Genomic DNA, 23905 nt, shown 5'->3' with positions numbered 1-23905 from the left:
TTCGTGAACATCGTGGAGAACGCGAACAATGCAAAGAGGGCGCCGCGCGAAAGCGCTCATCACACTCCCTGGCGTGCGTGACAAGGCCTCACCGTCGAAATGGTCGTGGCGCGGCCCCCGTCACCCCTACTGAAGAAACAATGCCCGGTGTGGAGTTCGGCCCGGTGTCCAAGGCGGGCCACTCATCAACACCTCTTGAGGAGTCGTAAGGTGGAGCCGTCCGGCCGGCCAGCTGGCCAGGGCGCCGAAGAACGGAACAGTGAGCACCCATGGCAGTGGCATACGAGCGGATCGCGGACGAGCTCCGCGAAGCCATCCGTGCAGGTGAGCTGAAACCCGGGGACAAGTTGCCGGCGGAGTCGAAGCTCGCCGAACGGTTCAGGCGCAGCGTGCCGACCATCCGCGAGGCGCTCCGCTCGCTCCGCGACGAAGGCCTCATCGAGAAGCACCACGGGCGCGGCAATTTCGTCCGCAGGCAACGCACCTCCACGCTGCGTACAAACCTCCGCCATCAGTGGGAGAAGGGCCGGGCGCGTCAGCCTCTGGCGGAGCGGGCCCGGACCGGCGCCACCGAGCACGAGACCGGACTGGAGGTCAACGACCTCGTCTTTCGGGTGTCGTACCGCGAGATCACGGCGGACAAGGGCCTCGCGGAGGCCTTCGGGCTCCCGGAAGGCACCACCCTTCTCGAACGCAGCTACAGAACCCGGTACGCGGCCGAAAGCGCCCCCTTCAGCCTGGTGACGTCCTACCTCGTCCACGACCTGATCGCGACGAACCCAGACCTGCTGGACACGACCAAGGAACCGTGGCCAGGGGGCTCACAGAGCCAGCTCTACACCGTCGGAATCGAGCTGGACCGCGTCGAGGAGCGCGTCACGGCCCGTCCGCCGACGCCCGAGGAAGCGGAGGAACTGGAGCTGCCGCCCGGGACGTCGGTACTCGTGCTCCGGAAGACCTCGATCGACATCAACGACCGTGTCGTCGACGTCTCCCATGTCATCCTGCCTGGCGACCGCACGGAAATGCTGTTCACCACTCCCCTGGAAAGGTGGTGAGTGCCGTGCGCCGGCGCATCATCATCGTCACTGCCGTTCATGCGCCGTCCGCGCACTTCCTTCCGGATGCGTACCGGTCGATCTGCCGGCAGGAACTGCCCGAGGGGTGGGAATGGCACTGGGTGGTCCAGGAGGACGGGAAGAGTGGCGAGGTCGCTCCCCACCTTCCCGATGACGAGCGGGTGACGTTCCGGCAGGGACGGCCCGGCGGCCCCGGTGTCGCCCGCACCATCGCCCTGTCGCAGGCGGACGGCGAGTACATCAAGGTCCTGGACGCCGACGACCAGTTGACGCCCGGCGCGCTGGCGCGTGACCTGGCCGCCCTCGAAGGCGACAGCAGCATCGGCTGGGCGACGTCGCGCGCCCTCGATCTGCTTCCCGACGGTTCCACGGCCGGCTTCCCCGGAGACCCGGAGCCCGGGCCGGTCGAGCGCGGAGCCGTGCTCGACCTCTGGAAGGCGAACGGGTTTCGCGCCCCGGTGCACCCGGCGACGCTCTTCATGCGCCGCGACCTGGTCCTCGCGCTCGGCGGCTGGATGGCCCTCCCGGCGTCGGAGGACACCGGGCTGCTCCTCGCGCTGAACGCCACGAGCCGCGGCTGGTTCTCCGCCGAAGTAGGCCTCCACTACCGCAAGTGGCCCGGCCAGGCGACCAGTCAGGCCTCCCACACCGACGCCGCCGAGCGGGATGCCCGCATGGCTGTCGTGGAGGCCAGGGCGCGGCAGCTCGCGCACTTCAAGTGGCGCTATCCGACTGCCGATTGACCGGCACGGCCGATTGATCAGCACTGCCGATCGACGGGCATCAGGAGACCCTCGCGGGTCTTCCGCCCCTGCCTCCGGCTGTGAGGCATTCCCTCGCGAACCGGAATCGTGCCTTGCGCCACTCACGCACGCCCAAGCGGGTCCGCCTCCGGTTGCCGCTCCGCCGCGGTCCGGCGCAACCGTAGCGCCCGGTCGGGCCGTTGCCTCCATGGCGTGGGACCCACCGTCCGGGCGATGCATTGAGCACCGCTCTGGTCTGTTGCTGCCCAACGTGCCACCCTTCGCGGCACCTTCTGCGTGGCCCTCGCCCACTCAGCCCCGAGGCCCACGGCAAAGGCCCATCACGCAGCACTGTCGCTCTTACGGACAAGGGGACGGCAATGAGCGAGACCAACGGTGAGCAACAGAGCATGTCGCGGGACCAAGTCGCCGCACCCCGGGAAACGCCGGTGAAGAGCGCCGAGGAGGCCCTCAGGGAGAGGCACGCCGCTCGCGCCCGGAGCGCCTGCGACCGCGTCCGGGCGGCCTGCCGCCATGCCGGCGTCGAGGAGGACCGGGCCCACGTCGTCCCCGTACCCACCGAGGCTGCCGCGAAGGCCGCCAACGCCCTCCGCCTGTCCGCCGAGGCCATCACCGCGTTCGCCGGGAGTGCCCCGGATCCCGCCGCGGACGCCCGCCACGCGAGGAACGTCTCCGCTGCTGCCGTGCTCGCTGCCCGGATAGCCCGGTCCCACGATGCCGACGAGCTCTCCGAGGCCGCGTACGGCGCTGCCCTCAAGGCATCCCAAGCTGCCGGGGAAGCCGCGGGGAGGGAGGGGCTGGGCAGGAAAGAGGCATTGAATACCGAGGCGGAGGCAACCGAGGCGGCCGCCGTCGCCGCCGCCGGGGCCGCGGGCTGGATGTAGCGCTCACCGCCCCTGTCCGGCACCGCCGCACCACGGCGTGGCACGGTGCCGGACGGGGCGGCTGCGCGTGGCGCGGCCGGTCAGTCCCGGTCGAAGGGAAGATCCAGCATCCGGATGGCGTTGCCGCGCAGGATCTTGTACGTCACGTCCTCGGGGAGTCCCGCCACATGCTCGGCCGCCACCTGCTTCGTGTGCGGCCAGGTCGAGTCGACGTGCGGGTAGTCGGTCTCGAAGGTGGCGTTGTCGACCCCAACGGTGTCGATCGAGGCGACGCCGTGCTTGTCGCGGAAGAAGCAGCAGAAGATCTGCCGGTAGTAGTACGACGACGGCGGCTCGGGGATCAGGTCCTTCACCCCGCCCCAGGCCCGGTGCTCCTCCCAGACGGCGTCGGCGCGCTCCAGGGCGTACGGGATCCAGCCCATCTGGCCTTCGCTGTACGCGAGTTTCAGCCGCGGGAACTTCACCAGCACGCCGCTGAAGAGGAAGTCCATCATCGAGGCCATCGCGTTGTTGAAGCTCAGGGACGCCTGCACGGCGGGCGGCGCGTCCGGGGACGCCGCCGGCATCTGCGACGACGAGCCGATGTGCATGTTCACGACGGTCCCGGTCTCCTCGCATGCCGCGAAGAACGGGTCCCAGTAGCCGGAGTGGATGGACGGCAGCCCCAGGTACGTGGGGATCTCGCTGAAGGTCACCGCCCGCACCCCGCGGGCGGCGTTACGCCGGATCTCGGCGACCGCCAGGTCGATGTCCCACAGCGGGATGAGGCACAGCGGAATCAGCCGGCCGCCGCTGTCCCCGCACCACTCCTCCACCATCCAGTCGTTGTACGCCCGCACGCACGCGAGCCCGACCTCCTTGTCCTCGGCCTCGGCGAAGGTCTGCCCGCAAAAGCGCGGGAACGTCGGGAAGCAGAGCGACGCCTCCACATGGTTGAGGTCCATGTCCGCCAGCCGGGCCTTGGGGTCCCAGCACCCGCGCCGCATCTGCTCCCGGGTGATCCCGTCCAGCGTCATCTCGTCGCGGGAGAAGCCGACGGCGGCGATGATGCGCTTGTACGGGAAGATCAGGCCCTCGTACTCCCACCAGTCCGTGATCTGGCCGTCCGGGTCCGTGGTGAACCGGTACTTCCCGCCGACGTACGCCAGCTCGCCGATGCCGGCGGTGAAGGGCTTCGGCCCCTTGTCGCGGTGCTTCTTCGGGAGCCAGGTCTCGAAGAGGTGCGCGGGCTCGATCACATGATCGTCCACGCTGATGACCTTGGGTAGCTCTGCCGTGCCGCGCTCGCTGCTGATCACGCTGTACCCCCAACTGCCCGCCGGTGTGTCACGCCAGGAAACGGAATCTGACGACCCATCAGTTTCGAGGCTATGGGCTCGCCCTTGCGACGGCAAGGCAAGGCCGGGAACTCCACCCCTTGCGGTATCGCACGGCGTCCGCTGAACTGACACATCGTCAGTTCAGCTTGATGAGACGAGGGGGCAGCATGCAGACGATCTGGCTCAGCGGTGCCGAGTGGTGCGCCGTCCTCCGCATAGGCCTCGGGCTGTGGTGGCTGGAGAGCTGGCGCCACAAGGACAAGAAGACCTGGTTCACCGGCGGCGGCATCCGGTGGGCGGCCGGCATCGCGGCCGAACACCGCTGGCCTGCGGTCCGCACAGGCTTCGACCACCTCGTGAAGCCCCACCCCCGCCTGATGGCGTACCTCGTCGCCTACGCGGAACTCGCCCTCGGCCTCGGCCTGATCATGGGCTTCCTGACGCCGATAGCCCTGGTCGCCGGGACGGTGCTCAACCTGATCTACCTCGTGCTGATGATCCACGACTGGGCGGAGCAGGGGCAGAACCTGATGATGGCGTTGATCTCGATGACGGGGCTGCTCGCCATGAGCTGGCAGAGCTGGTCGCTCGACAGCGCCTGGGGGCTGTTTCTGTAGTCGGGGTCGGCGGCGCCGGACGGCGGCAGGCGGTCAGTTCTTGTCGTCGACGGTCACCGGACGGTCGTTGCTCAGCTCGGTGAAGAGCTGCCTGGCCTTCGGCGCGTTCCACTTCACGGCGCTGCCCTTCGGAGTGCGGAAGGCGAGGTTCGACACGGGGACATTGAGCCGCCTGCCGTCGCCCGCCGTGACGCCCTTCATCGCCTTGAACAGCGAGGTGAGGTTGGGCAGGCCGGTGTCCTTGTCCACGATGAGCGTGCCGAGGCCTGCGCTCACGGTCGGGTAGACCTTGGTCGGGTCGAGCAGGATGCCGGGGGTGGCGGCCTTGCGGGCGAGTGCGGCCAGGAACTTCTGCTGGTTCTGGCTCCGGCCCAGATCGCCCTTGGCCTCCTGGTGGCGCTGGCGGACGAAGGCCAGCGCCGTGCGGCCGTCGAGGGTGTGGCAGCCCTTCTTCAGGTTCGCGCCCGACTTCTCGTCCCTGACGTCCCTGTCCAGGCAGATCGGTACGCCGCCGATCGCGTTCACGATGCCCACGAAGCCGGCGAAGCCGATCTCCGTGTAGTGGTCGACGTGCATGCCCGTGTTGTGCTCGATGGTCCGGACGAGCAGGTCGGGGCCGCCGAACGAGAACGCCGCGTTGAGCTTGTTCTGCGACGCGCGGTAGTGCCTGCCGGTGTCGGGGCGGATGTACGGCGGGATGGTCACCCACGAGTCGCGCGGCAGGCTCACCATCGTGGTTCCGTTGGCGCCGGTGTGCAGCAGGATCATCGAGTCGGTGCGGCGGCCCGCGTCGGCCGAGCCGCCGGTGTGCAGATCCTTCTTGGCCTGCTCGGAGAGGCCCACACGGCTGTCGGAGCCCACGATCAGGTAGTTGGTCCCCCGGCCCTGCGGCATCCGGTCCGCGATCTTGCCGAGGTCGACCTCGTCGTTGAGCTGGGTGTCGGCCCAGACGTAGGTGCCGAGGGAGCCGACGGCCAGCACGGTGGCCAGGAGGATCGCCGTCCGCGTGATCCGGCGGCGCCGGGGGGAACGGCCGGCGGCGCGCCGGCGGCGGCCGGTGCGGCCGCTGTCGGGGCCCGTACGGCGGCCGGTGCGGACCGCGCGCCCCGAGTTGCCGGTGGGGCCGCCGAACCGGTCCGGGGGCGCCGGCGCGGGCGAACGGGCGGTGCGCGGGGGGCTGTTCATCGACCGTGCCGGATGCCTCTGGGGCGGGTGTTCGCCCTGGCGCCACACCTGTCCGGCACTGAGGTGCGCCGTGTCCGCTTCGCCGCCATGCCGGTGATCAGGCGGCCCGTCCAGCCAATCAGTCATGCGCGGAAGTCTGCACTGTCATGTCCTCTTCACCAAATAGTGCTCAGTTCTGCACAAGCGAGCGGGGGGCGGGTGGCGGGCCGGCCGCCGGGCGCGAGGGGCGGCCCGCCCCGGGTGCGCCGGCCGCACCCCGGTCCGTGCCCGGGGGCCCGCACGGCGCCGGGCCGGGCGGGCACCCCCAGGGGCTCGGGTCCGGTCATCTCGACGACAGGCTCTGGTACGCGACCGGTTGGCCGATGTGCTGGGCGGCGGTGCCGGAGCGGTGCATGCGCTGCCACTTCAGTCTGGTGCCGAGCAGGAAGGCCACCACGGACTGGATGATCACCAGATACATCAGCTGCCGGTAGACGAAGAGCTGGAACGGCATCGCCCACAGCGACTTCACCGGCTCGCCGTCGAGCCGCAAGGCGTAACCGGCACAGGCCAGTTGGAGGGCGAGAAAGCCGACCCACACGCCGGCCGAGAGCACCGGACCGCGGAACAGCGCCCCGTACAGGGCGAAGACATCGACGATCGGCGCGAACAGTGGCAGGGCGACCTGGAAGAGGGCGAGGTAGCTCAGCCCGCGTCGTCCGAAGCGTCCGGCCGGGCCCACTTCGATGACGGCCCGGCGGTGCTTCCACATGGCCTGCAGGGTGCCGTAGCACCAGCGGTAGCGCTGCCGCCACAGCTGGCTCAGCGAGGTGGGCACCTCCGTCCAGGCGATCGCGGCTTCCTCGTAGACCACCCGCCAGCCCGCCTGCCACAGGGCCATCGTCAGGTCGGTGTCCTCGGCGAGCGTCTCTTCGCTGACCCCGCCGACGCCCATCAGCGCGTCCCGGCGGAAGGCCCCGATGGCACCGGGGACGGTCGGCATGCACTCCAGCACCTCGAACATCCGCCGGTCGAGATTGAACCCGAAGACGTACTCCAGGTGCTGCCATCTGCCCAGCAGACGGCGTCGGTTGCCGACCTTGGTGTTGCCACTGACCGCGCCCACGGCCGGGTGGGCGAGCGGCTGGATGAGCCGGTAGACGGCATCCGGCTCGAAGACGGTGTCGGCATCGACCATGACGACGATGTCGTACCGCGCACGGCTCAGGCCGGTGTTGAGAGCGGCCGCCTTGCCCGCGTTGAGCTGGCGGATCACCTCCACGCGGGGGTCGGCGATCCGGGCGGCGAGGTCCGCCGTGGCGTCCGTCGACCCGTCGTCGATCACGATGACCTGCAACTGCGCATGGGTGGAGGCGAGCAGCGAACGGACGGTGGACTCGATGCCCGCCTCTTCGTTGTAGGCGGGCACCAGCACCGTCACCGGTTCGCTGACCTCCCGCAGCCAGGGGGAGCCGGGGCGGAAGCGCGTCAGCCGCCGGACATGGGTCCGGGCGAAGAAGACGAGGGATGCCAGTCGCAGCACCCCCAGTGCCCCGGCGATGCCCAGCACCCAGGTCATCCCGTTCACGAAGGCGTACCCGGCGGCCTTGGCCCAGACCAGGGCCGTGCCCAGCCCTCGTTCGACGGCGGAGACCGGCTGCTCGGCCGCGGCCAGCCCGGTTCCGTACGTCACGGTGGTGAACTTCTGGACGTTCGGGTTGTTGAGCAGTCTCTCGGTGTCTTTGTAGGCGGTGTCGGTCTGGCTGAACTGCCGGACCACGCCCTGCGACGGCTTACGGAACCACCGGTCGGCGGCGACCAGGGTGTAGCCGTCCGCGCCGGCCTGCCGGGCCGCCTTCCACTCCGCGCCGCACATCGTGTCCACCGCCGTGGTCTGCGGCAGTCTCAGCAGGTTCGTGTGGATGCCCGCCGTGCCCGCCAGCGCCTTCTGCGTGAGCGAGAGTTCCAGCCGGGCCCGGAGGGGCGATGCCGTGCCCATGTCCGCGCCGGTGTAGGTGTTCGAGCCGACCTCATGACCCTCGGCCCGGATACGCCGCACGAGGTCCGGGTATTGGGCGGCCTGGGCGCCGTACAGGAAGAAGGTCGCGTGCGCATGGTGCTTGCGCAGCAGATCGAGCAGGCGTGGCGTCCACACGGGGTCGGGGCCCCCGTCGTAGGTGAGCGCCACGGTACGGGCGGGCATCCCGGCGGACTTCACGGTGTCACCGTTGAGGCGCACCACCGGCCCGCCCTGGCTCACCGCCGTCGGCACGGGTTCGGTGCAGTCGCGCCGGGTCTTGGCGGCGTCGACCTCGTGGGTGGTCCAGCCCTCGAAGAGCAGGGCGCCGAACGCCAGCGGAAGTAAGAGGCTCAGCAGCAGCCAATGGCCGCGCGGGTCACGGGACTGCGCATGCCTGCCCCGGTTGTTCCGGCGCCTCACGTCGTGGCCGAGGTGGGCCCGGCCGCGGCCGGTGCGGGGTGTCTCGGGGCGGGGGTGGTGGGGACGGTGACTGTCGCCGAAGCCGCCGCGACGCGGGCGGACCACGGGAGTGCGCCGACGGCCGAGGCCTCCGCCGCACTCTTCGTCGGAGCCTCCCGCCCGTACGGGACCCGTCCGTCGTCAGCGGCGGACGCCCACCGGGGAGCGCATCCGACAACGGCGGCCGGGTTCCGCAGGCCCTTTCCGTGCCGGCCCGAAGCATCGGCACATGGCTGAGAAACGCGTATTTTTTGCCGTTTTGGGTTCCGACTGGCCTCACACATGGTCGGCGAGTGTACTCATCAGCTATCCGGGGCAGGGGAGTACTTCCAAGATCTCTCGCCGGTGTGACAAGGCTCCGGCGCAACGCTCCCGGCACTGCGCCCCGCCTACGTATGACCAGGTCAGAGGCGTACCTGCGGGTGTCTTGCCCGGTATTGCGGCCTCCGCCCCGACGGGTTCCGCCACCCCGCCCTGAGAGTGTTCTAACACCTGACGCCGCCTCATCGCGGCGCGGGCGCGGCGGACCGCGCCGCCACGACTCCTGGCCGGAAAAGCTCTTATCCGCCGGTTCCGCCGGACCTAATTTTGACTGTGTGACCGGATGAGAAATCTGGTCACAGAGTCAGAGGGGGACGGCCGTGGATCGGGTGGAGCGTCGCGAACGCATCCTTGAGGTGGCCGGGGAGCTGCTGCTCGCCTGGGGCTACCGCCGCCTGACGATCGACGAGATCGCCCGGCGCGCGAAGGTCGGCAAGGGCACGGTGTACCTCCACTGGAAGACCAAGGACGCGCTGTTTCTGGCCGTCGTGCTGGAGACGCAATTCCGCAGTCATCAGCGGCATGTGGCGCGGATGCGCGCCGACCCTCTGGAGATCCTGCCGAGCCGGATGCTGCGCGGGCACTTCTGCGACTTCCTGGACGAGCCGGTGCTGCGCGCCGTGTACACCGACGACGCCGATGTCCTCGGCCGGCTCAACGACACCGCGAAGAAGGAGTTCACCGAGCTGATCGTGGAAGGCGACCGGATGGTGCTCGGCCATCTCGAAGTGCTGCGCCGGCACGGTCTGGTGCGCGACGACCTCGACGTACACCACCAGCGATACGCCCTGATGGCCATGGCCACCGGCTTCTTCACGGGCGAGGCCCTGCTCGTCGGCCGCGCCCCGGCCGCCCCGGAGGTACGCGCCGACATACTCGCCCGAACGGTCCGCAGCGCACTGGAAACGTCCCCCGGGCAGGGGGCCGCGGCCGCCGCGGCGCCGGAGGTCATCGCGCTCTACGAACAGTTCGGGGAGCTCACCGCGCGCGAGATACGCCGGCAGGTGCGTGACTGATCCACCCGCCACGGCGGCGGCCGGTCCCGGCACCGCAAGTCCGTTTCGAGCCCCGCTCCGCAGCCGCTTCCCCCGACTCCCGGAACGACTCCCAACCCGGAGGAGAACGAAAGATGTCGGCATTACCCACCTCTCCGTTCGCTGCACACGTCGGGAAACACCCGGGCGAGCCGAATGTGATGGACCCGGCGCTGCTCACCGACCCGTTCACCGGCTACGGCGCGCTGCGTGAGCAGGGCCCGGTCGTACGGGGCCGGTTCATGGACGACTCACCGGTCTGGCTGGTGACGCGGTTCGAGGAGGTCCGCCAAGTCCTGCGCGACCAGCGGTTCGTGAACAATCCGGCGTCCCCGCCCCTGGACTACCCGGCCGAGGACAACCCGCTGACCAGGCTGATGGACATGCTCGGCCTCCCAGAGCAGTTCCGCGTCTATCTGCTCGGCTCGATTCTCAATTACGACGCCCCCGATCACACCCGGCTGCGCCGTCTGGTGTCGCGGGCCTTCATGGCACGCAAGATCACCAACCTGCGGCCGCGTGTCGAGCAGATCGCCGACACACTGCTGGCCCGGCTCCCCGAGCACGCCGAGGACGGCGTCGTCGATCTCATCCGGCACTTCGCCTACCCCCTGCCGATCACCGTCATCTGCGAACTGGTCGGCATACCCGAAGCGGATCGCCCGCAGTGGCGGGAGTGGGGCGCCGACCTCATCTCGATGGAGCCGGACCGGCTCGGCGCCACGTTCCCGGCGATGATCGAGCACATCCACCGGATGGTCCGGGAGCGGCGCGGCGCGCTCACCGACGATCTGCTCAGCGAGCTGATCCGTACCCATGACGACGACGGGAGCCGGCTGAGCGACGTCGAGATGGTCACCATGATCCTCACGCTCGTCCTCGCCGGTCACGAGACCACCGCCCACCTCATCAGCAACGGCACGGCGGCGCTGCTCACCCACCCCGACCAGCTGCGCCTGCTCCAGGAGGATCCGGCCCTGTTCCCCCGTGCCGTCCACGAGCTGATGCGCTGGTGCGGGCCGGTGCACATGACGCAGCTGCGCTACGCCACCGCCGACGTCGACCTCGCCGGCACCCGGGTCCGCAAGGGCGACGCCGTCCAACTCATCCTGGTGTCGGCGAACTTCGACCCCCGCCACTACACCGACCCCGACCGTCTCGATCTGACCCGCCATCCCGCGGGCCATGCCGAAAACCATGTGGGTTTCGGCCACGGGGCGCACTACTGCCTGGGCGCCACACTCGCCAAGCAGGAGGGCGAAGTCGCCTTCGGCAAACTGCTCGCGCACTACCCGAAGCTGTCACTGGGCATCGCACCGGAACATCTGGAGCGGACGCCGCTGCCGGGCAACTGGCGGCTGAACTCGCTGCCGGTGCGGCTGGGGTGAGAGCGGGTCACGGCCCCAGGAGGTAGCGGCACGCCCCAGGAGGTAGTGGGTCACGCCCCACGTGGGTCACGCTCCCAGGAGGAGGTATGAGGTCCCGTGGTGCCCCTACTGCGGACCGGTACCACCTACCGGACCCGTGCGGGACGCCGGTACTCCCTACCGGATCCGGTAGGGGATCTCGCCTGTTGTCGCTACTTGCCGCCGCCCGCCGGCGCCTGCCAGGTGACCGGTTCGCTGCCCTCCCCCTCGCCGTCGAAGAGGACGGCAGCCGGGGCGTCGCCCTTCGGCAGCAGGTGGATGGAGCACTCGGTCACCGTGCCGTTCGGCTTCACCATCTTGTGCGGGACGGCTTCGGGGCACTGGCTAACCCCGGGGCCGCCGATGTCGATCAGGGTCAGCTTCTTCACGGTCCGGCCGCCCACGGTCCGCAGCGCCACTCCGTCGCTCATACTCGGCAGCAGGTCGTACTTGCCGCTGTTGCGGTACTCCATCGTCACGTAGAACGGGACCAGCTTCTTCTCGTCCGCGTCCAGGTCGAAGCGGCTCAGGTCGGCGAGGGAGCCGGTGCGCACCCCCTTAGGCGTGATGCGCAGCGATACGGGGCGGCTGCGGCTGTCCGTGGTGATGCCGTCGGCGGGCTTGCCCACGGGCAGCACCCCGGCGGACGCGCCCCCCTTGCCGCCGCCGACCCGCCAGATGAGGGTGTCGCCGCCGTCGTCCTTGTACGAGACGGTCGCCGGCTGCCCGCCCTTCGGCAGCATGAAGATCCCGCAGATCGCAGCCGTGGCGCCGGGCGCCAGCCTGGCCTTGCCGCTCTCGCGGCACTCGGGCGGCAGGCCCGAGTCGGTGGCCATCGGATTGCTCCGGAACAGCGAGAGCTGCTCGGCGGCCTGGCCGTCGGCCCCGTTGACGGAGAAGTTCCGCTCCGGGGAAACGTCGCTCACCGTGTCCTTGCCGGTGTTGGTGTAGGAGAAGGTGAGGTAGTACGGCACCATCCCCTTGAATTCGTCGTCCAGTTGGATGTGCGCCAGGTCGGAGTCGGAGCCGCGGGCCAGCCGCGTGGGCGTGATCCGCAGCTGGTGCGCCTTGTGGTCGGTGCCGGTCCAGGTGGCCGGGCGGGGCGTGGCCTTCATCGGCAGCGGCTCGGCGGGCGTGACGGCTTCCGTCGCCCCCGGCTTCGCCTTGCCCGCGCCGGGTCCGCCGGCGCACCCGACGGCCAGCAACATGAGCGCGCCGACACTCGCGGCACCGGCAATACGTATGGGAACGCGCATGAATAACCCCCGTTGATGTGTGTCGCGTGGTGCCTACCACACGACTGTTGTCCCTCGTCGCCCGTCGCCCGTCGCCCGACGGTCGGTCCGGGGCTGTTGGGAAAGCCTTGGCGGGTCGGGGTCCGGTCCCGGTCGGTCCGGGTGGGTCCGGCTGGGTCCGGGTGCGGGCCGGTCGGCCCGGTTCCGGTCCCGCCGGGCGGGTTCCCGTCCAGTCGGCCGGGTTCCGGTCCGGCCTGGCGGACTCGCGCCGGCGCCCTCTGGACGGGCCGGTGCGACAGATTAGCCGCCTCGGGGAGCGGGCGGACGACGGGGCCGGGCGGACCTCCACACCCCAGCCGGACGTGGACAGGTACCCGGCCTCGTCCGCAAGCAGGTACGGCTGCCATCAGCGGATACGGCTGTCGTCAGCAGGTACGGCTCGCCCTCAGCGAGTACATGAGGGGGATGCGGGGGCGGTCGCCGGGGAAGCGGTGGAAGCCGTCGTCGTCGCGGCGCAGCGCGGTGAAGCGCTGGAACATCGTCATGTCGTGTTCGTGCAGGAACTCGATGCGCAGGCCGGCACCTGCCAGGGCGGAGACGACATCGCCGAGCGGGTGCTGCCATTCGACGCTGCGGTTGTTGACCGTCGGTGCGCCGAAGTCCGTGTAGGTGCCGGGGCTCTCGTCCACCCACGCGTCGCGGCTGAAGTAGTCGTGGACGACGCGCGATCCGGTCTCGTCGTCCAGGGCGTCGCACAGCGGGTGGAATTCGGCGAGGTAGAGGAAGCCGCCGGGAGCGACGAGGGAGGCGGCGGTGTCGGCCCAGCGCTCCAGGTCCGGGAGCCAGTTCAGGGCGCCGATGCCGGTGTAGACGATGTCGTACGCGGTGTCCGGGACGGCTTCGGCGGCGTCATAGACGTCGGCGGCGACGAACGCCGCGCGGTCCGGGCCGTAGCCGAACTCGGCGGCCAGCTCGCGGGCGGCGTCGATGGCGGGTTCGGAGAAGTCCAGGCCGACGACGCGGGCCGCGCCGCGATGGGCCCAGGAGAGGGTCTCCTGGCCGAAGTGGCACTGGAGGTGAAGGAGGGACCGGCCGGTGACCTCCCCGACCTCCGCGACCACGAAGTCACGGAGTACGTCGCGGACCCGCCGGAAACCGTCCTGGTCGTAATAATCGCTCGCGGTGTGGATGGCGACCCGCTCGTCCCACTTCGCGCGATTGCTGTCCCGCCAGTCATCCGGGCCGGTGTGTCTTCGCATACGGCGAAGTTATCCACAGCCTGGTGACCCTCGCCAACGGAATTCGTACGCCGGGCGCAGAATGGGCCCATGACTGACGAGACGACCGCAGACCCAGGCCACGCCACCGCTCCGACCCCTTCGACGACCGACACTCACGACACGTCCGGGACGGGCGCGGCCGCGGCCGATCCGACAGCGGTGACGGGCGGGGCGACGAAGGACTCGACAGGCTCGGCGCGCTCGACAGGCTCGGCAGACTCCGGCGTCGCGGAGACCGCGATGCCGGACTGGGAGAAGCGCTTCCGTGCGCCGCGGATCGGGCTGCCGGACTGGGCCGAGGACGCCCCGGGCCGTTCCTTGTTCGTCTCGAACGCCACCGGCACTTTCGAGCTGTACGCCTGGGACCGGGAGACCGGCAGTCAGCGGCAGGCCACGGACCGGCCGAACGGCACGACGGACGGGACTCTGTCGCCGGACGGCCAGTGGGTCTGGTGGTTCTCGGACACCGACGGGGACGAGTTCGGCGTCTGGATGCGGCAGCCGTTCGCCGGCGGCCCGGATGAGCCGGCCACCCCGGGGCTCGCCGCCTCGTATCCGGGCGGACTGGCAATCGGCCGGGACGGGACCGCGGTCGTCGGGTGCTCCACGGACGACGAGGGCTCGACGGTCCATGTCGTACGGCCGGGAGAAGCGCCGGTGGAGATCTACCGGCACCGCGAGTCGGCGGGCGTCGGCGATCTCTCGCACGACGGCTCGCTGATCGCCCTGGAGCACACCGAGCACGGCGATGCGATGCACTCCGCGATCCGTGTCGTACGGCCCGACGGCTCCACGGTCGCGGAGCTGGACGACACCAACAGCGGGACCGAGGAGCTGGGCCTGTCGGTGATGGGTTTCGCACCGGTGGACGGGGACGCCCGGCTGCTGGTGGGGCACCAGCGGCGGGGCCGCTGGGAGCCGATGATCTGGGATCCGCTGACCGGGACGGAGACGGCCCTGGAGATAGACCTGCCCGGAGACGTGGGTGCCGACTGGTATCCCGACGGGTCGGCGCTGCTGGTGGAGCACGAGTACCAGGCACGGAGCGAGCTGTGGCGCTACGAGCTGGGCGAGCCGGGCGTCGCCGGCACTCCGGCCGGTGCCACCGACGAGGCTGCTGCGACCAACGGCCCGCGGCTGACCCGGGTCGAGACCCCGGCCGGCACGGTCTCCGGTGCGACGGCGCGGCCGGACGGAACGGTGGAATTCCTGTGGTCGTCGGCGGCGCAGCCCCCGGAGGTGCGGTCGACGAGCGGCGAGGTCGTACTGGACCCGCCCGGCATGAAGGCGCCCGGGTCGGTGCCGGTGCGGGACGTGTGGGTGGAGGGACCCGGCGGCCGTATCCACGCGCTGGTGCAGCAGCCGGCGGGTGACGGTCCCTTCCCGACGGTCTTCGACATACACGGCGGACCGACCTGGCACGACAGCGACGCATTCGCCTCGTCCCCCGCGGCCTGGGTGGACCACGGCTTCGCGGTCGTACGCGTCAACTACCGCGGCTCGACCGGCTACGGCCGCGCCTGGACGGATGCGCTCAAGCATCGCGTCGGGCTGATCGAGCTGGAGGACATCGCCGCGGTGCGCGAGTGGGCGGTCTCGTCCGGGCTGGCGGATCCGGAGCGGCTGGTGCTGGCGGGCGGTTCATGGGGCGGCTATCTGACGCTACTGGGTCTCGGTGCGCAGCCGGAGGCCTGGGCGGTGGGCCTGGCGGCGGTCCCGGTCGCGGACTACGTCACGGCCTACAACGACGAGATGGAAGCCCTCAAGGCGATGGACCGGACCCTGCTGGGCGGCACCCCCGAGGAGGTCCCGGAGCGCTTCGAGGCGTCGTCGCCGCTGACGTATGTGGATGCGGTGCGGGCCCCGGTCTACATCTCCGCGGGCGTCAACGACCCACGCTGCCCGATCCAGCAGGTGGAGAACTACGTCCAGCGGCTGGAGGGACGCAGTCATCCGCACGAGGTCTACCGCTACGACGCCGGACACGGCTCCCTGGTCGTGGAGGAGCGCATCAAGCAGGTCCGCCTGGAGCTCGACTTCGCCCAGCGGCATGTGATCGAGAAGAGCTAGAGGCCCGAGAAGCGTCCGGGGCCGATGGGCCGCCCCGTGGACCGGGCGGGGCACGACGGGGTTCCCGTCGGCTCGGGCGCGGCAGAGTGGAGTGACCCTGGCTCGGGCGCGGCACGGCTGGGTGCAGAGCCGAGTGACCCTGGCTCGGGCGCGGCACGGCTGGGTGCAGAGCCGAGTGACCCTGGCTCGGGCGCGGCACGGCGGGGTGCCTGTGGGAGCGGTTTGCCGGGGCGGGACGCTGCCTGGCGCCCATGAGCGGGCCGCCCCACGGCGGCCCGCTGCCACATGCCCCCTGGACGGGGTGTCCCACGGGCAGCGTGTCCCGTGGGAGGCGTGCTCCATGGGAGGCGTGCCCTGTGGGCACCGTGCCCCGTGGTCACCGTGCCCCGTGGGACGCGTGCCCTGCGTCGGCCGTCGGCACGGGCTGCAGATGGGGGTGGGTGGGGAGGGGCGGGGGGCCCGGTCAAGCCGTGGCGTGATGTGCCAGCGCGGCATGTGGGTCAGTGCCCTCGCTGGTGTGATCGGTGTGCACGGTCGCGGCGGTGAGCCGGGGGACGGCGTGGATCAGGGCGTGTTCTGCGGCGACGGCGAGTGCATGGGCTTGGACCACGGTCAGACGGGAGTCGACGACGATGTCGGCCTCGGCGCGCAGGGTATGGCCGATCCAGCGCATGCGGACCTGCCCGACGCCGCGGACACCGTCCACCGCGCGCAGCGCCAGCTCGGCGGCGTCGATGAGTGCGGGGTCGACGCAGTCCATCAGCCGCCGGTAGACCTCCCTCGCGGCGTCGCGCAGCACCATGAGGATGGCGGCGGTGATCAGCAGGCCGATGAGCGGGTCGGCGGCCCGCCAGCCGAGGGCTGCGCCGCCCGCGCCGAGGAGGACGGCGAGGGAGGTGAAGCCGTCGGTACGGGCGTGCAGGCCGTCGGCTACGAGCGCGGCCGAGCCGATCTTGCGGCCGGTGCGGATGCGGTAGCGGGCCACCCATTCGTTGCCGACGAACCCGATCACGGCGGCCGCGGCCACGGCCCACAGGTGGGTGATGTCGCGGGGGTTCAGCAGACGGTCCACGGCCTCGTATGCGGCCAGGGCCGAGGAGGCGGCGATCGTCAGCACGATGGCGATACCCGCGAGGTCCTCGGCCCGCCCATAGCCGTAGGTGTAGCGGCGGTTGGCGGCCCGGCGTCCCAGAACGAAGGCGATGCCCAGCGGTACGGCGGTCAGCGCGTCGGCGGCGTTGTGGATGGTGTCGCCGAGCAGGGCCACCGACCCCGACAGCGCGACGACCACCAGCTGGATCACGCTGGTCAGGCCCAGGATGCCGAGCGAGAGCCACAGAGTGCGCAGGCCCTCGCGGGAGGTCTCCATCGCGGCGTCGACCTTGTCCATGGCGGCATGGCTGTGCGGGGTGACGAGGTGGGCGAGCCGGTGCCGGATCCGCGACCAGCGGCCGGAACCGCGGGGGCCGTGCGCGTGCCCGTGCGCGTGCGCGTGCTCGTGCTCGTGACGAGGACGGCCGGTGCCCACCTGGCCGTGACCGGCATGATCCACGTGACCGGCATGGCTCACGTCCGCGGCATGATCCACGTCCACAGCACGGCCCCTCCCCGCGACACGGCCCGCCTCCGCAGCACGGCCCTCCTCCGCAGCTGCGCGCTGCTGCTGCCCATGGTGCTGGTCGCGGTGGCTGTGATCATGGCCGTGCCGGTGGGTCCGTTTGCCTGCCATATGGCCTACGGTGGCACGCCGAACCGATTGCAGCTACTGCCGTCATACGGCCTCTGACCAGCTGCCATCTCGTTGCAGGAGCGAGGGGGTCGCGGCGGGATTCAGGCCCGCCCGGCCCGCGCCGCCGCGCCCTGGCCTGCGCCCTGCTCCTCGGCCTGAGACTCCCACTCCCCGGCCTGAGGCGCGCCCCCGTCCCCCTCCGGCACGATCCCCAGCGCCGCGTCCTTCGCGGCTTCGGCGTCGCGGCGGAAGAGGCGGAACCACATGAAGACCACGAAGCCGGCGAAGACGAACCACTCGCCGGTGTAGCCGAGGTTCTGGAAGGCCTTGAGGTCCAGGCCGCTGCCCTCGACGGCGGCCGGGGGCACGGCGTGCAGCGGCGCCTGGGCGTCGGTGACCGTGATCCAGGCGTCGTAGACCTCGTACGGCACGATGTTGACCAGCGAGGCCGCGCTGATCATGCCGAGCTGTCCCTGCGGCAGCCCGCCGCCGGCCTGTACACCGTCGGTGCCCTGGTTCTCGGAGGCCTGCAGCGCTCCGGTGACCGTCACCTCGCCCTTGGGCGGCGGGGGCACCTGTGCCGTGTCGGCCTTCGCGCCGGCGTCGCCGGGCAGCCAGCCCCGTACGACCGGCAGCGCCTTGCCGCCGTCCGTGCGCAGCAGATCGAGGACGTAGAAGCCCTGCCGCTCGCCGTGCTTGTCCTTCAAGGTGCGGGCCGGTACGAGCAGTTGGTGCCCGGTGTCGTAGTGCCCGCGGGCGCTGGCCTGCCGTCCGGAGGTGACCGTGTCGACGGGCAGCAGGTCGGCCAGCGGACGGGCCGCGGCGGTCTTGGCCCGGGCGGAGCGGTGCTCCTGCTGCTGGTGGGTGTTGACGCGGTCTTCGAAGCGGCCCAGCTGCCAGCTGCCCATGAAGATGCAGAGCGGAATCGCCAGTACGGCGAACACGTTGATTCCCCACCACCGCGGGGTCAGCAGGAACCGGTACACACCACCAACGGTACGGGGCCCGTGCGGCGGGGCCGCACCGCCCCCTCCCCGGCCACGCCCTGTCGTCAGGACCTGGGCCGCGGCTGCTACGGGGCCGCCAGTGCCTCGGTGCGGTACACCGTTCCGGCACAGGCATCCGTGATCTTCGCGTCGGCCGCGGCGGGCTCACCGGCCTCCGGCGTATGGCTGAGAACGATTCCACCGGACGCCGCGCCGCCGCCGGCCCCCTCGTCGCCGCCCGCCTGGCCGCCGCCGTCGCCCGTTGCCGTGGCCCCGGCATCCGGGGACTGCCCCGGGTCCTTGGAGGGGTCGGGGGTCGGCGACGGACCGGGATTGACGCATCCGGTGGCGCCGCCGCCGGACTGCGGGATCCAGGCGAACTTGACCTCGTACGCCTCCCCCGGCTTGAGAACCAGCTGGTCAGGGGTAGTGGCCGGGTCGGGCAGGCCGGTGGCCTCGTCGCCCGACGTGTGGTCGACGACATGGATGTGGTCGGGGTTGGTGGAGCCCTGGGCGACCAGGCCGACGGTGCCGCCGCCCTCGACGGAGCAGGCGGCGCCGGAGGTGTTGACCACCCGGAACGTGCCGTAGATGCGGCCCGTGGAGTCCGCCGCACCGACCGTGCTGCTGCCCTTCCCGAGCTGGTTGCGCCCGCAGGCCGGCGAGGTGACGTCCATGGTCTCGTCCGGGGCGGGGGTGCCTGCGCCCGCACCGGGGCCCGCGCCGTTCTTGCCCTTGGCCTTGCCCGTGCCCTCCGGCTTGCCCGCGCCGGGCGTCTCGCCGCCCCGCTCGGTCGGCTGGGGGCCGGCCTGCTCGGTGCCTTCGCCGTGGGTGCCGCCGCTCAGGCCCTGGGCACGCTGGTTGCTTCCCGCGTTGGCGGCCCGCTCCTCGGAGCTGTCGTTGAGGTTCACCACGTGGACCATGGCGGGGATGGACGTACCGCCGAGCAGCAGCGCGGCGGCCGCGCCGAGGACGACATGCCGACGGCGCTGGCGGCGGGCGGGCACCGCGCGGCGCAGCTGATCCAGCGCGTCCGGCGCGGGTTCGAGGGTGCCCGCGCGGGACTGCAGCAGCCGCCTCAGGTCGTCCTCGCCGCCGAAGCCGCCGGTGGGGTGGCTCCGGCCGTGACCGTCGCCCATGCCGCCGCCGAAGGCGCTGTCGGTGTGCGCCTCGCTGCCGTACGCATGGTGGTCGGCCCCGTCATCGGCGTCTGCGTCACCGGCGTCCGCTCCGCCCGGGCCGCCGAGCGGCGCTCCCGCCATGCCGGTGGGTGGTCCCTCGGCGGCGGCCGCCGCTCCGCCCGTGCCGGCCGGTGCTGCGTCCCTGCCGGCCGGTGCTGCCTGCGTGTCCGCCGGTGCCGCGTCCGCGACACCGATGTCATCGCCATTGCCGGGTTCCTGGCAGGCTTTCGCGCCCGGCCCGGACGCCTCTGCCCGCCGGCGGCCCTCGCCCGGCTCGCCGCCCGGGTGGCCCTGCGCCTCGCGCGCCGCATACGGCCCGCGCGCCGCCTCGCGGGGTGCTCCACGGGCTCCGGCCGCGTCGCAGGAACGGCCGTACGGAGCGCCCGCACGCTGCGAGTTGAGCGGGCCGGGCCCGTTGCCGCGTGTGCCGCGCCGGTTCATCGGGTCGAGCGCCGTGCTCGGGCTGCTGGAACCGGCCGGGGTGACCGGCCTGCTCGGGGTGATCGGATGGAGCGGTCCGCTCGACGTCATCGAGTGGCTCGGGTGGGTCGCGTCGGGCGAGCCACACGAGTCGAACGGGTCGTACCGGCCAAACGCTGTGCCACTCATGCCGGAGCCTCCATCGCGACGCGGAGCGCCGCGATGCCCCGCGACCCGTAGGCCTTGACGGAGCCGAGCGATATGCCCAGCGTCTGGGCCACCTGCGCCTCGGTCATATCGGCGAAATAGCGCAGCACCAGCACCTCGCGCTGCCGGCGCTGCAGACCGCGCATCGCCTGGATCAGCTGGTCCCGCTCCAGCAGGTCGTAGGCGCCCTCTTCGGCGCTCGCCATGTCGGGCATCGGCTTGGAGAGCAGCTTGAGCCCGAGGATGCGGCGGCGCAGCGCGGAGCGCGAGAGGTTGACGACCGTCTGCCGGAGATAGGCGAGGGTCTTCTCGGGTTCGCGCACCCGTCCGCGCGCGGAGTGCACGCGGATGAAGGCTTCCTGGACGACGTCCTCGCAGGAGGCGGTGTCGTCGAGGAGCAGCGCGGCGAGACCGAGCAGGGAGCGGTAGTGCGCCCGGTAGGTCTCGGTGAGGTGGTCGACTGTGGTGCCCGCTGCCATCGCGTCGTCAGTGTCCCCATGCTGAGGAGGAATCTGCGCGGGACGCGTGGTGGGCCAGGGAGCGATCACTGGCATGCCCCCGGACGCAAGGGGACGCGGCGGGCGCACTGTTGCGCCTGCTGCCCCCGCTGGGGCGATGGTGAATCCGAGTACCTCTGCCACGCTTGTTGGACACGCTTCCCCCTGTAAGGGTTGTACGCGCAAGGCACCGCTTTTGACGATGCATCAAATGCCCTCATGCGTACCAGCTCTTCCTGAATGCCCTAATTACCCCGACGCGAATACCCCGATACCGGGGCCTCACCCTGCGGCCCGCGGACATCCCGGGCCACCCCTGAGGACGGCCACAAAGACGCTCCCCGCCCAACTGCCGGTTGCAGTCTGGCGGGGAGCGAATGGTCGAACAGGTCGTCAGCCCAGATCAAGGGGTTGGAACCAGCAATTCGCTCACGGAATCTTCACACGCCCCACAAAGTATCTCCCAGACGGTCGGCGCACGACGGCCGATCCCGCCAAGTCGCCCCCACGCCATGGCGAAAGCCCCCGGACATTCCCACCGGAATCCATACGGGAGCCCGCATCGGCATCCCTGTCCGAACCCGTACCGGAGCCCGCATCGGCATCCCCGCCCGAACCCCTGCCGGAGCCCGCAGGCATGCAGGCATCTCCGGCCGGACCCGCACGGGGCGCCCCCAGAACCCCTGAAGGAGCCCGGACCTAGCCCCGAAGCTCCCCCGCCACCAACTCGCCCACCTGCGCCGTGTTCAAGGCCGCCCCCTTGCGCAGATTGTCCCCGCACACGAACAGCTCCAGCGCCCGCGGATCGTCCAGCGAGCGCCGCACCCGCCCGACCCAGGTCGGATCGGTACCGACGACATCGGCGGGGGTCGGGTACTCGCCCTCGGCCGGGTCGTCAGTGAGGACGACCCCGGGAGCGGCGGCCAGGATCTCGTGCGCACCGCCGACCGAGACCTCGTTCTCGAACCGGGCGTGCACGGTCAGCGAGTGGGTGGTGATCACCGGCACCCGCACACAGGTCGCGGTGACCGGCAGGTCCGGCAGCCCCAGGATCTTGCGGGACTCGTTACGGATCTTGAGCTCCTCGGAGGACCAGCCGTCCTCCTGGAGCGAGCCGGCCCAGGGCACGACATTGAGGGCGATCGGCGCCGGGAACGGCCCCAGCGTGTCGCCGACGGCCCGCCGCACATCGCCCGGCGCGGTCCCCAGCTCCGTACCGGACACCGCGGACAGCTGTGCCCGCAGGGTGTCGACGCCGGCCTTGCCCGACCCGGAAACGGCTTGGTACGAGGAGACGATCAGCTCGCTCAGCCCGTACTCGGCATGCAGCGCACCCAGCGCGACGATCATCGAGAGCGTCGTGCAGTTCGGGTTGGCGATGATGCCGCGCGGGCGCACCCGTGCGGTGTGCGCATTGACCTCGGGCACGACCAGCGGCACGTCCGGGTCCATCCGGAACGCGCCGGAGTTGTCCACGACCACCGCGCCCTTGGACACCGCGATCGGTGCCCACTGCGCGGAGACCTCGTCGGGGACGTCGAACATCGCGACATCGATGCCGTCGAAGGCATCCTCGCTCAGCGCGACGACCTCGACCTCCGCACCCCGCACGGTCAGCTTGCGGCCGGCCGAACGGGGCGAGGCGATCAGCCGGATCTCGCCCCAGATGTCGGCCCGCTCGGACAGGATGCCGAGCAGGACCGAGCCGACGGCGCCGGTGGCGCCGACGACGGCGAGATGCGGCTTGGCGGCCGTGCGGGCGTCCGCCCACGCCGTATCAGCGAGGGACGGACGGCCCGCCTCGGCCGGAATCATCGGCCGGTGCCGCCATAGACCACGGCCTCGTCACTGTCGGTGTCGAGACCGAAGGCGGTGTGCACGGCGCGCACGGCCTCGTTGACGTCATCGGCACGGGTGACGACCGAGATGCGGATCTCGGAGGTCGAGATGAGCTCGATGTTCACGCCCGCGTTCGACAGCGCCTCGAAGAACGTCGCCGTGACGCCGGGGTTGGTCTTCATGCCCGCGCCGACCAGCGAGATCTTGGCGATCTGGTCGTCGTAGCGCAGCGAGTCGAAGCCGACCGCCGCACGGGTCTTCTCCAGTGCCGCGACGGCCTTGCGGCCCTCCGCCTTGGGCAGCGTGAAGGAGATGTCGGTCAGACCGGTCGACGCGGCGGACACGTTCTGCACGACCATGTCGATGTTGACCTCGGAGTCCGCGATCGCACGGAAGATGCGCGCGGCCTCGCCCGGCTTGTCCGGGACTCCGACGACCGTGACCTTCGCCTCGGAGGTGTCATGTGCGACGCCCGAGATGATTGCCTGCTCCATCGGCTGGTCCCCTTGCGGTTCGTTGCTGACCCATGTGCCCTTCAGCCCCGAGAACGAGGAGCGGACGTGGATCGGGATGTTGTAACGGCGTGCGTACTCGACGCAACGGTGCAGCAGCACCTTGGATCCGGAGCTGGCCAGCTCCAGCATGTCCTCGAAGGAGATCCAGTCGATCTTCCGGGCCTTCTTCACGACCCGGGGGTCGGCGGTGAAGACACCGTCCACATCGGTGTAGATCTCACAGACGTCGGCGTTCAGGGCGGCCGCCAGCGCGACGGCGGTCGTGTCCGACCCACCGCGCCCCAGCGTCGTGATGTCCTTCTTGTCCTGGGACACGCCCTGGAATCCGGCGACGATGGCGATATTGCCCTCGTCGACGGAGGTCTTGATGCGGCCCGGCGTCACGTCGATGATCCGTGCCTTGTTGTGCACGGAATCGGTGATGACGCCGGCCTGGCTGCCGGTGAAGGACTGCGCCTCATGGCCGAGGTTTTTGATCGCCATCGCCAGCAGGGCCATGGAGATCCGCTCTCCGGCGGTCAGCAGCATGTCGAACTCGCGCCCCGACGGAATCGGGGACACTTCCTGCGCGAGATCGATCAGCTCGTCCGTCGTGTCGCCCATCGCCGAAACCACTACGACAACCTGGTTGCCGTTCTTCTTGGCTTCGACGACTCGCTTGGCAACGCGCTTGATGCCCTCGGCATCCGCAACGGATGAGCCGCCGTACTTCTGCACGACAAGGCCCACGTGCGCTCCTCGCAACTGTCTCTTCGGGAGTTTCCTCCCGGACCCCCGGAAATGGGGGTACTGCGGTCGGCTCAGTCTAACGAGCAGGCGGCGTCCGCCCTGCTGATACCACATCGTGAGACATGAGACTCACTGGCTGATCACTGATTT

19 protein-coding genes are annotated in these 23905 nt (G+C 70.7%); 8 read left to right on the top strand and 11 right to left on the bottom strand.

Features of this window, described 5'->3' with window-relative positions; genetic code table 11:
* Positions 1-269: 269 nt before the first annotated feature.
* The 3 genes from ACWGI6_RS02025 (at position 270) to ACWGI6_RS02015 (ending at position 2727) form a co-directional block, all read left to right on the top strand.
* The gene (locus ACWGI6_RS02025) at positions 270-1058 is read left to right on the top strand and encodes a GntR family transcriptional regulator (RefSeq protein WP_453265695.1); all 789 of its coding nucleotides are present in this window, start codon (positions 270-272) and stop codon (positions 1056-1058) included.
* 5 nt (positions 1059-1063) lie between these two features.
* On the top strand, positions 1064-1822 hold the full coding sequence (locus ACWGI6_RS02020; RefSeq protein ID WP_453265694.1) for a glycosyltransferase family 2 protein: 759 nt from the start codon (positions 1064-1066) through the stop codon (positions 1820-1822).
* 380 nt (positions 1823-2202) lie between these two features.
* A complete protein-coding gene (locus ACWGI6_RS02015; protein WP_453265693.1) occupies positions 2203-2727 on the top strand; it encodes a hypothetical protein in 525 nt (174 codons plus the stop codon).
* 80 nt (positions 2728-2807) lie between these two features.
* Here the strand turns inward: ACWGI6_RS02015 and ACWGI6_RS02010 are convergent, their stop codons facing one another.
* Positions 2808-4025 (bottom strand): amidohydrolase family protein, encoded by a 1218-nt coding sequence (locus tag ACWGI6_RS02010; RefSeq protein ID WP_453265692.1) that lies wholly within the window; start codon positions 4023-4025, stop codon positions 2808-2810.
* A gap of 188 nt (positions 4026-4213) precedes the next feature.
* On the opposite strand from ACWGI6_RS02010, the gene ACWGI6_RS02005 reads away from it, so the two are divergent.
* Complete coding sequence (locus ACWGI6_RS02005) at positions 4214-4663, top strand: DoxX family protein (protein WP_453265691.1); 450 nt, start codon at positions 4214-4216, stop codon at positions 4661-4663.
* A gap of 33 nt (positions 4664-4696) precedes the next feature.
* Here ACWGI6_RS02005 and ACWGI6_RS02000 read toward each other — a convergent pair whose 3' ends face one another.
* On the bottom strand, positions 4697-5974 hold the full coding sequence (locus tag ACWGI6_RS02000) for an LCP family protein (protein WP_453265690.1): 1278 nt from the start codon (positions 5972-5974) through the stop codon (positions 4697-4699).
* Between the two features lie 196 nt (positions 5975-6170).
* Complete coding sequence (locus ACWGI6_RS01995; RefSeq protein ID WP_453265741.1) at positions 6171-8267, bottom strand: bifunctional polysaccharide deacetylase/glycosyltransferase family 2 protein; 2097 nt, start codon at positions 8265-8267, stop codon at positions 6171-6173.
* A 680-nt stretch (positions 8268-8947) separates the two neighbouring features.
* Here ACWGI6_RS01995 and ACWGI6_RS01990 point away from each other — a divergent pair.
* A complete protein-coding gene (locus ACWGI6_RS01990; RefSeq protein WP_453265689.1) occupies positions 8948-9643 on the top strand; it encodes a TetR/AcrR family transcriptional regulator in 696 nt (231 codons plus the stop codon).
* Positions 9644-9756: 113 nt separating this feature from the next.
* Positions 9757-11049 (top strand): cytochrome P450 family protein, encoded by a 1293-nt coding sequence (locus tag ACWGI6_RS01985; RefSeq protein WP_453265688.1) that lies wholly within the window; start codon positions 9757-9759, stop codon positions 11047-11049.
* 191 nt (positions 11050-11240) lie between these two features.
* Here ACWGI6_RS01985 and ACWGI6_RS01980 read toward each other — a convergent pair whose 3' ends face one another.
* Together ACWGI6_RS01980 and ACWGI6_RS01975 are read right to left on the bottom strand one after the other, a co-directional pair.
* Positions 11241-12323: a hypothetical protein gene (locus ACWGI6_RS01980; protein WP_453265687.1), complete on the bottom strand. Its 1083-nt coding sequence runs from the start codon at positions 12321-12323 to the stop codon at positions 11241-11243.
* Positions 12324-12727: 404 nt separating this feature from the next.
* Complete coding sequence (locus ACWGI6_RS01975; protein ID WP_453265686.1) at positions 12728-13561, bottom strand: class I SAM-dependent methyltransferase; 834 nt, start codon at positions 13559-13561, stop codon at positions 12728-12730.
* A gap of 261 nt (positions 13562-13822) precedes the next feature.
* On the opposite strand from ACWGI6_RS01975, the gene ACWGI6_RS01970 reads away from it, so the two are divergent.
* Positions 13823-15652: a S9 family peptidase gene (locus ACWGI6_RS01970; RefSeq protein ID WP_453265740.1), complete on the top strand. Its 1830-nt coding sequence runs from the start codon at positions 13823-13825 to the stop codon at positions 15650-15652.
* 463 nt (positions 15653-16115) lie between these two features.
* Here the strand turns inward: ACWGI6_RS01970 and ACWGI6_RS01965 are convergent, their stop codons facing one another.
* Positions 16116-17180 carry a cation diffusion facilitator family transporter gene (locus tag ACWGI6_RS01965; RefSeq protein WP_453265739.1) on the bottom strand — a complete coding sequence of 355 codons (1065 nt, stop codon included), beginning with the start codon at positions 17178-17180 and terminating at the stop codon, positions 16116-16118.
* On the opposite strand from ACWGI6_RS01965, the gene ACWGI6_RS01960 reads away from it, so the two are divergent.
* Complete coding sequence (locus ACWGI6_RS01960; protein WP_453265743.1) at positions 17070-17438, top strand: hypothetical protein; 369 nt, start codon at positions 17070-17072, stop codon at positions 17436-17438. The genes ACWGI6_RS01965 and ACWGI6_RS01960 overlap by 111 nt on opposite strands.
* A 44-nt stretch (positions 17439-17482) precedes the next feature.
* Here the strand turns inward: ACWGI6_RS01960 and ACWGI6_RS01955 are convergent, their stop codons facing one another.
* From ACWGI6_RS01955 to ACWGI6_RS01935, 5 genes are all read right to left on the bottom strand, one after another.
* Complete coding sequence (locus tag ACWGI6_RS01955; RefSeq protein WP_453265685.1) at positions 17483-18367, bottom strand: SURF1 family protein; 885 nt, start codon at positions 18365-18367, stop codon at positions 17483-17485.
* An 86-nt stretch (positions 18368-18453) separates the two neighbouring features.
* On the bottom strand, positions 18454-20157 hold the full coding sequence (locus ACWGI6_RS01950; RefSeq protein ID WP_453265684.1) for a hypothetical protein: 1704 nt from the start codon (positions 20155-20157) through the stop codon (positions 18454-18456).
* Complete coding sequence (locus ACWGI6_RS01945) at positions 20154-20816, bottom strand: SigE family RNA polymerase sigma factor (protein ID WP_453265683.1); 663 nt, start codon at positions 20814-20816, stop codon at positions 20154-20156. Before ACWGI6_RS01945 ends, ACWGI6_RS01950 begins: the two co-directional genes overlap by 4 nt.
* A gap of 555 nt (positions 20817-21371) precedes the next feature.
* On the bottom strand, positions 21372-22487 hold the full coding sequence (locus tag ACWGI6_RS01940; protein WP_453265682.1) for an aspartate-semialdehyde dehydrogenase: 1116 nt from the start codon (positions 22485-22487) through the stop codon (positions 21372-21374).
* Positions 22484-23755, bottom strand: a complete 1272-nt coding sequence (locus tag ACWGI6_RS01935) for an aspartate kinase (RefSeq protein WP_030285545.1) — start codon at positions 23753-23755, stop codon at positions 22484-22486. Before ACWGI6_RS01935 ends, ACWGI6_RS01940 begins: the two co-directional genes overlap by 4 nt.
* Between the last annotated feature and the right edge of the window lie 150 nt (positions 23756-23905).

The sequence above is a fragment of the Streptomyces sp. NPDC054786 genome, from assembly GCF_053611685.1.
Note: the sequence above shows the minus strand (reverse complement) of the source record. Positions and strands in the feature narration are given on the sequence as shown.

Coding starts and splice junctions, on each gene's coding strand:
- ACWGI6_RS02025 (WP_453265695.1), top strand. CDS start 270: ATGGCAGTGGCATACGAGCGGATCGCGGACGAGCTCCGCGAAGCCATC.
- ACWGI6_RS02015 (WP_453265693.1), top strand. CDS start 2,203: ATGAGCGAGACCAACGGTGAGCAACAGAGCATGTCGCGGGACCAAGTC.
- ACWGI6_RS02005 (WP_453265691.1), top strand. CDS start 4,214: ATGCAGACGATCTGGCTCAGCGGTGCCGAGTGGTGCGCCGTCCTCCGC.
- ACWGI6_RS02000 (WP_453265690.1), bottom strand. CDS start 5,974: ATGACTGATTGGCTGGACGGGCCGCCTGATCACCGGCATGGCGGCGAA.
- ACWGI6_RS01985 (WP_453265688.1), top strand. CDS start 9,757: ATGTCGGCATTACCCACCTCTCCGTTCGCTGCACACGTCGGGAAACAC.
- ACWGI6_RS01980 (WP_453265687.1), bottom strand. CDS start 12,323: ATGCGCGTTCCCATACGTATTGCCGGTGCCGCGAGTGTCGGCGCGCTC.
- ACWGI6_RS01975 (WP_453265686.1), bottom strand. CDS start 13,561: ATGCGAAGACACACCGGCCCGGATGACTGGCGGGACAGCAATCGCGCG.
- ACWGI6_RS01970 (WP_453265740.1), top strand. CDS start 13,823: ATGCCGGACTGGGAGAAGCGCTTCCGTGCGCCGCGGATCGGGCTGCCG.
- ACWGI6_RS01950 (WP_453265684.1), bottom strand. CDS start 20,157: ATGAGTGGCACAGCGTTTGGCCGGTACGACCCGTTCGACTCGTGTGGC.
- ACWGI6_RS01940 (WP_453265682.1), bottom strand. CDS start 22,487: ATGATTCCGGCCGAGGCGGGCCGTCCGTCCCTCGCTGATACGGCGTGG.